At 46.3% G+C, this 7544-nt stretch carries 6 protein-coding genes; 2 read left to right on the top strand and 4 right to left on the bottom strand.

The genetic code is table 11. The features are described 5' to 3' along the window. Positions 1-132: 132 nt before the first annotated feature. The 4 genes from QUA16_RS34625 to QUA16_RS34610 all read right to left on the bottom strand — a co-directional run bounded on the left by QUA16_RS34625 (position 133) and on the right by QUA16_RS34610 (position 6473). On the bottom strand, positions 133-708 hold the full coding sequence (locus QUA16_RS34625; RefSeq protein WP_333109128.1) for a TIGR04376 family protein: 576 nt from the start codon (positions 706-708) through the stop codon (positions 133-135). Between the two features lie 500 nt (positions 709-1208). Then, positions 1209-2429: a hypothetical protein gene (locus QUA16_RS34620; RefSeq protein ID WP_333109126.1), complete on the bottom strand. Its 1221-nt coding sequence runs from the start codon at positions 2427-2429 to the stop codon at positions 1209-1211. 465 nt (positions 2430-2894) lie between these two features. Continuing rightward, positions 2895-4040, bottom strand: coding sequence for a hypothetical protein (locus QUA16_RS34615; protein WP_333109124.1), 1146 nt, complete (start codon positions 4038-4040; stop codon positions 2895-2897). A gap of 510 nt (positions 4041-4550) precedes the next feature. Beyond that, positions 4551-6473 (bottom strand): ABC-F family ATP-binding cassette domain-containing protein, encoded by a 1923-nt coding sequence (locus QUA16_RS34610; protein WP_333109123.1) that lies wholly within the window; start codon positions 6471-6473, stop codon positions 4551-4553. 517 nt (positions 6474-6990) lie between these two features. On the opposite strand from QUA16_RS34610, the gene QUA16_RS34605 reads away from it, so the two are divergent. After that, positions 6991-7263: a hypothetical protein gene (locus QUA16_RS34605; RefSeq protein WP_333109122.1), complete on the top strand. Its 273-nt coding sequence runs from the start codon at positions 6991-6993 to the stop codon at positions 7261-7263. A 46-nt stretch (positions 7264-7309) separates the two neighbouring features. Beyond that, entirely contained in the window at positions 7310-7432 is a 123-nt protein-coding gene (locus QUA16_RS37095; RefSeq protein WP_445252231.1) for a type II toxin-antitoxin system RelE family toxin, read from the top strand. The last annotated feature ends 112 nt before the right edge of the window (positions 7433-7544 follow it).

The raw sequence follows: 7544 nt of genomic DNA, 5'->3' as shown, positions 1-7544 counted from the left end.
TAAGTATTTTTACTTATTCATTCGGGCCTAGCAATGTACTATACTATGTAGTGTTATTGAAGTGCGGAGTGTGGGATTAAGAATCCGAGTTCCGGGTGAACCCGTCCCTAAAGGATTGGAATGCTTTCGTAACTATCGGCCTATATTGCGCTTCATGCGATCGAGTTCTTCGTCTGCTTCCCAGCGTTGAAACTTTTCTTCTAAAGGATCGGCCGCATTAAAACTGTTATAATTTGAACTCTGATTCCAACCCTTTGTATCCCAATTTGGCTCTGTTTTAGTGGTAGGGCGAGCTGCAGCTTCTGCAGCTTTGGCTCGGACTTCTTTTCGCCGTACTTGAATTTGGCGGTACAGTTCTTTTGCTTTTTCAATCCGTTCTTTGCAGCCTTGCATTTGCCCCCAGCGCTGATTTCCCTGACGCAGCAAAGCTGCTTGCCGCTCTTGGGCGGCTTGAGCTAAATCGAGCCTTTGAGCAGCTTTAGCTTTGTTGATGCGATCGTTCCAGCGCTGAATTTCTTGGGCGGCCGAGAGAATTTCGGCTTGCAGTTTTTTCTCTTGTTTTTGGATATCGAGAATCAGCCGCAGAGTGTCTTCTTCTTGTTCCTTCAGTTGTTCTTCTATTGCCTGCAATTCCAGATGGGGATTGCTACGCAAAAATTCTTCTAATCGGGTTTCTAGAAAGCGGCTGAAATCATCAAATAAGCCCATTTTTTATAATTCCTCAGTCATTAGTCATTAGTCATTGGTCATTAGTCATTGGTCATTAGTTATTAGTCATTGGTTCTTAGTCACTGGCGATCGATTATCGCTCCTTATACCAATTTTTTATGAGGTTGCATAGAATCCGATCACCCTGGCGCCCCCCGCCGGAGGGGAGTAGGGGGTGGGACAAAATTCTTCTCTTTCGTCCCCCAACAACCAGGGGGATTTAGGGGGATCGAGATATGTGCAACTTCACATTAAATTGGTATTAGTTGTTAGTTATAGCAGAAGAAAGTTCGGTAACGAATTGGGGAAGCGATTTAACGGATAGAAGCAAGAAGCAATAAGAGCAATGGTTTCAACAATTAAGAACGTCTTGGCGGTTCCTATATTATAACTGTTTTCACTGCTCGTCATATACAGCCCGATCGCTGCCCATTACTGATTACCGATGACCTAAGTCATAACTAATGACTGATGACTAATGACTGATAACTGATGACTGATTAGAACTTTTGGCCGACAAAAACCGATCGCACATCTCCTCCTTTGCGGATAACGGCTTCTTGATTTTTGATTTCTGCCAGCGTCCAACCGCTAGCGCCGATGCTTTCGCCGACATAAATTCTGCGGGCTACGCCGTCTACTTCAAACAAAGCAGCCGATCGATCGCCCAACTCCAAAATCCCTACCAGCGTGTGCGCGGAAGTTGGGGCCCTGCTGACGGCCGGTGCCGATTGCTCCTGCGCGGGCGCGGATTGCTGGGCTGGGGGCGCTGGTGCCGGTTCGGTTTCGCGAGCCAAAATCTTTGGCTGGGGAGACTCCGAGGGGGAAGGGGAAGCGGCGAGGGGAGAGCGAGTACCCGCAGCGGCGATCGCACGACCGGAGGCTGGAGCAGCAGGCGAGGGGGAAACGGCGCTGGTTTGAGGATCACCAGGAGCAGCCGCTACCGGAGCAGCCGGAGCCACAGTCACCTGAGCGGGGGGAGGGATGACTACGACTTGAGGTGCTGGTGCTCCCGGCTGCGAGGCAGCTTGTTCGAGGGCATTAGCAATGCGGTTGACTGCGGTCGAAAGACCTGCGGTTGCCGGCGGCGCGCCGGAAATTGGAATGCTCGGCAGCGTCCCTGGCGTGGGGGTTCCGGGAACTCCTGGAAGTTGGGGGTTAGCTTTGGGTGCTTTTTTTTGTTCGATCGCTTCTAGCGAGCGCTGCACGTATTCGACAAACTGGGTATCTGGTGCTGTTTTGCCACTTGCTGCGGGTGTCTCTGGTGCGGGGGCGGCGGGCAAGCGCACGAGTCCCGACCTGCTTGCGAGCCATAACCCCATGACTAGCAGCAGCGACCCACAGGCTGCTCCCAGCAGGATTCTGTCGAATGATTGTTTGGACTGCTGTTTTTTGGCTGTTTCTAGGGCGACTTGGCGGGCGATCGCTTCTACGTCTTTTTCGTCCCGCTGCGGCTGGGGGGGTGCCAACTGCGACAAAACTATTTGAGGTACCGAGATCGACTTGAGCGCCACGAATTCTGGCTGCACGGGTTCCGATGGCAGTCCGCCGCTACCGTCGAATGCTCCATCGACTCCTTCAAACAGTTCGTCCATCAACCGATCTGCGTAGGACTCTACTGCCACTGCTTCGGCTGGCACTGTTTCCACCGTCGCCCTCACGGCGATCGGCTCTGACGCTGATTCCAAAGACATCTGTTTGGCGATTACTTTTTGAGGCATAGTTTTCTGTTTGCTCCCGCTCCTCGACAACCCTGAGATTCTCAACTTCAGACTTCTACAGGATACTTGTGATGTTGACCCATTCTTGGTTAAGAACAGGTCAATTGTATCTCACCCATCACCATATTTTTAGTTCTCGGCCAACTTACTTTGCCCGAGCGACTTTTGTTTTACCTGTGTTGTGCCTTTTCGCCCCTGTTTTCTGCTGCCAGTCTTATTTGCTTACCCTGACTTTTACTTCACATTCTACTGCTTTTGTCAACCCCACCCTCCGGGGCTTCGCAGTTTTTGACACACAGCTTTACTTGAGGCGATCGCAAAAAAAGCGGGTTTTTTGCCGCTGTTTCCGATCTCGTTCCAGATTTGACAAGGATTTCAGACTTTTACTCGTCTTAAGTTTCTTTGTCCGTTTGCTTAAAATTGGATTTTGGACAATAATTTTAATCCCTATTCCCAATTTTTACTTCATGACAGCCAAAATATTGTCATTACTATCCCTTGACAGACGATAAAAGCTAAGGGGAAAATCCAGCGAAACATTTGCATCATCCCAGCGGTGAAATCTGGTTTTTGGTGGTTTTTTAGCAAGAAATGTACGGTGACATTAGCCTGAATCGACAAAAAGAAAAAGATATAACAAATAAATATGTATGCGTCCAGCAGAGTCATGTAAGATAATCTCGGCAAAGCATTAGCAACAGTGAAGTTAAAAGTTATTGCCGTAAGGGTGCTGGTCATGCCTACACTCATCTGAGTGGTAAAAGCCGTGTTTGCATCGATCCAAAAAGTCGCCCAAGAAAGCAGCGTAATTAGCAGCAGGGGACTAAAGACTTTAAATAGGTAAAACTGGTAATTGCGCTTGAGGTTAAGTTCAAAAGTGTATCGCGAATAGGTTTTATTTTCTAGTTCAAAATTGTTGGAAGTGACTGTACTTTTCCCGTCAAGAATTTGCCATTCGGATAAAGAAACGAAAGAATCCTTACTGTATCCAGTCATCTTGGGATCTTTTTGGAAAACTACACGTCGGTCATCAAAAGACAATGATTCCCAAACAACCTTAGCTGTTTGCGAATCAAAGGGAAACTTTCTCAAATCTAAGTCAGACGATACCGTGGCGTTAACGAGTTCTAAATAAGTGACGGTGCCGTCGGGCTGCGCGGTTAATTCCACCGCGCCTTTTTTCGCCGCTGATGGAGAGTTGACAATTGTTAAAACTGGTTCCCATATTTTTTCGGGAGTGTAGCGAATTTCTGTGTCGCCAACTGCATTGGGGTCAAATGCTAGGCGCCGGTCTTGCCAAGTTGCCGACAAATAACCGCTGACATCAAAAGTTTCATCTGATTGATTAATGCGACTGATGTTGGTCAAATAGAAACCGATGGCAACTTCTGTTGGCTTGTCAGCGTTGGGAGGACTTTTGAGACCAGCTTTGGGAGTGTCTAGGGGCGGTGTTGTCGGGGCTGTGGCTGCGGTGGTTGGCATTGCTGCGGCTGCGGGGAAATTGGTGGGAGTATTTTGAGCGGCGACTGGGGAATAGGTAAAAAGGGCAGCAGTTAATGCTAAGCTCACCAGAGCTGAGATTGTGTGAGCTTTCAGTCGATTGTTGTTCATCTGATCGTATTCCTCGGACTAAGATGATTTTTTTTAAAGTCGCTGAGCAGAATCGGCTGAGAAACCGGATTGTTAGCTATGGCGATTGAACTGCAATCAAGCAATTACCGGAATTAATGGGATTTCTGCATCCAAGATGGTTTAAGTTAGATGTACTCTGCTCAAAATTACTGACGAAAATTCCTGATGCTGGATTGGGTTGTTGATTGTTGGCGGTAATTTTTGTAAGACTACTGCATTGATTATTTATACTAGGACTGACGCAGAAATATCAAATAAACCGGGTTTTTTACTCCTAGTTAAAAGCTCAAATGCAGTTTTTTTGTCACAAAACCAGGTTTTTGGGTAACTTGTTTATATCACCCACACAATTTTTTGTCAACAGCTCTGGGGTGCTGTGTATCTTCTTTTCAGAGCGATATACTGCCCAAGCTATTTATCGTTTCTCATTAAATTTATGAAGCCATCGAAAACATCTCTTAAAATATTTCCAATTTCAGCAACCCCAAATTAACCCACCCGTTCGGCCAATTCCAACCAGCGCTCCGTCGCCCGATCGATCTGCTGCGTCAACTGAGCCAAACGATCCGATAACTTCTTCATCTCTGCAAACCCGCTCGGAGCATTGTTAGACAAAATCTTCTCAATGTCTTCTTTTTCAGCTTCCATCTTCGGAATTTGACTTTCTAATTGTTCGTATTCCCGCTTCTCATTGAAGGAAAATTTGGTATTTTTTTGAGTGGAACTTGTGGATTTTGAATTGTTAGATTCAGCGGTGCGTGTAAGTTTTTCTTTTTCTTTTTGCCCTTTGATTTCCTTGGCTTCTTCCGCTTTCTTGTAATCTAAATACACGGAATAATTACCGGGATACAAGCGCAAATTGCCCCCAGGCTCCAAGGCGAAAACCATGTCGATCGTGCGATCGAGAAAATAGCGATCGTGGGACACCACAATCACGCAGCCGTTAAAATCTTCGAGATAATCCTCCAAAACCGCCAAAGTCTGCACGTCCAGGTCGTTTGTCGGTTCATCCAAAATCAGCACGTTTGGCGCACTCATCAGCACTTTTAAGAGAAATAACCGGCGCTTTTCCCCGCCCGAAAGTTTGTTAATCGGTGCATACTGTTGGTTCGGTGGAAACAGAAACTTTTCCAACATTTGAGAAGCGGTAATGATTTCCCCGTCCGCCGTTTGCACCAACTCGGCCACACTTTTCAAGTATTCAATAACTCGCTGGTCTTCGTTCGGCGTCAAATCCTCTGAATGCTGGTCAAAATAACCGATATGAATGGTTGTGCCAATTTCGACAGTACCCGAATCCGGCTGAATGCGTCCGGTGATGATATCCATCAGCGTCGATTTTCCCGCACCGTTGCAGCCAATAATTCCAATCCGGTCTTCGGGAGTGAAATTGTAGGTAAAATCTTTAATTAAAGTGCGATCGCCATAGGCCTTAGAGATATTCAGTAACTCAATCACCTTCTTACCAATCCGGCGGCCCGCTGTGGCAATTTCGACTTTGCCGTTGGCTGTTTTGAACTCCTGGGCTCGCATATCTTTAATGCGATCGATCCGAGCTTTTTGCTTGGTACTGCGCGCCTTCGGCCCGCGTTTGAGCCATTCCAATTCGCGCCGCAATACACCCGCGTGTTTGCGAACACTGCTGGCGGCGGATTCTTCAGCTAAGGCTTTTTTCTCCAAGTAATAAGCGTAATTGCCAGCATAATTGTAAAGGTCGCCGCGATCGATCTCCAGGATGCGATTGGTAACGCGATCGAGAAAATAGCGATCGTGCGTAATCAGCAGCAAAGCACCGCGATAGCCGTTCAAATAGTTCTGCAACCACTCCACAGACAGCGCATCCAAGTGGTTTGTCGGTTCATCCATCAGCAACACATCGGGCTCGGACAACAAAGCCGTTGCTAAGGCAATTCGCTTGCGGTAGCCGCCGGACAAGTCGGCAATTTTCGCATCAAAATCCTCAATCCCCAACTTGGTCAAAATCAATTTCGCCTTGGTTTCCAAATCCCACGCATCCACCTCATCAATGCGTTCAGACACCGCAGACAGACGCGCCATCAACTTGTCTGTATCGCCTTTGCCGTGGGACAATTGATCGGAAATTTCCTCGTATTCCCGCACCAAAGCCATTTGTTCGCCACTGTCAGCAAATACTTGCTCTAAGACAGTGTGATTTTCGTCTAAATCCGGCTGTTGGGGGAGATAGACAATTGTAGACCCTGGATTGACCCAGCGATCGCCAGAGTCGATCGACTCCATACCCGCAATCATTTTCAGCAGGGTTGATTTGCCGGAACCGTTGGTGCCGATGAGTCCGACTTTATCGCCTTCATCCAGGCTGAAACTGGCATCTGTCAAGAGTTCCTTGATGCCGAAGTCTTTTTTGATCGATCGCAGAGTAAAAATAGTCATCTGTATAGAAAGTCATTTACCTGACTTAGTTTAACGCAAGTTCGATCGTGTCCGGCTGCATCCGTATGGTCTGTCATTCGGATGGTAAGTCATTGTGGGGCGATCGATGGAAAACTCAGATTGTTGGCTACGTAGCAAGGAAGTGATTTTAGGCTGAGCGTTTCTAAGACGTTTTGCTGCTGCGATGTGGGTCAATAAAATTGAGGCTTGATAATTACTATCTGGTCAAAAATACACTAAATATTATACTTAAAACAAGTTGTAAAAGTTATTCAACTTACTATCCCAAAAACTCCATACTTACCTACTTAATACTTCTTGAAGTATTATTTGCTTGGGTTTATTTTTGATCTTCTTTAAGGAATTTATTGTATTCAGCAGGAATTCAAATAAAATACTACGGAAAACAACTTTTTTTACTTTATTTTTTATCAAATATTAACTTGGGTATGACGAGGAGATTGACAAACAAAAACCCTATAGGTAAAATGAAGGAAAAAGCACGGATAATTCCCAAATGAACGATCGCTCGTCAGCAGATTTGATATCACCCGCAGAGTTACACCGCCAGCTTAATGACTTACTCAAGCAACTATCACCAGAACGATTACAAGTGCTTGCTGATTTTGCGGCTTACTTAGCAAATGCTGAAAGCGAAGCTGCAACTCAAGAACTTTTGGAAATTTCTGGATTGCTAGAGCGAGTTAAGCAAAATCAAGCAACTCCTAAAACTGATTACACAACCTGGAGAACACTTCGCTCCGATGTAGGAAGATCGCCTCCATCCTGATGCTCAAAAGGTTTATGTCAATGCTGACAAAGCCCTAGCGAAGAAAATTGCCCGATGTTTGGAGCAGTTAGAACAAACTCCTCAGTTGCACCCTAACATTAAAGCCCTCAAAGGAGATTATGCAGGGTACTATCGCTACCGAATCGGGGACTACAGAGCTAGTCCCTAGGTAGCGAATAAATAGACAAAATGATACACTTATAAACAAATATGCGGTGTACCATTTTGTTTAAGCTCGCGCGTTTTCGCAAAAAAGCTGGGATTGTCAGTAAAAACACTCC

The organism is Microcoleus sp. S13_C3 (genome assembly GCF_036700905.1).
Lineage (GTDB): Bacteria > Cyanobacteriota > Cyanobacteriia > Cyanobacteriales > Microcoleaceae > Microcoleus.
Note: the sequence above shows the minus strand (reverse complement) of the source record. Positions and strands in the feature narration are given on the sequence as shown.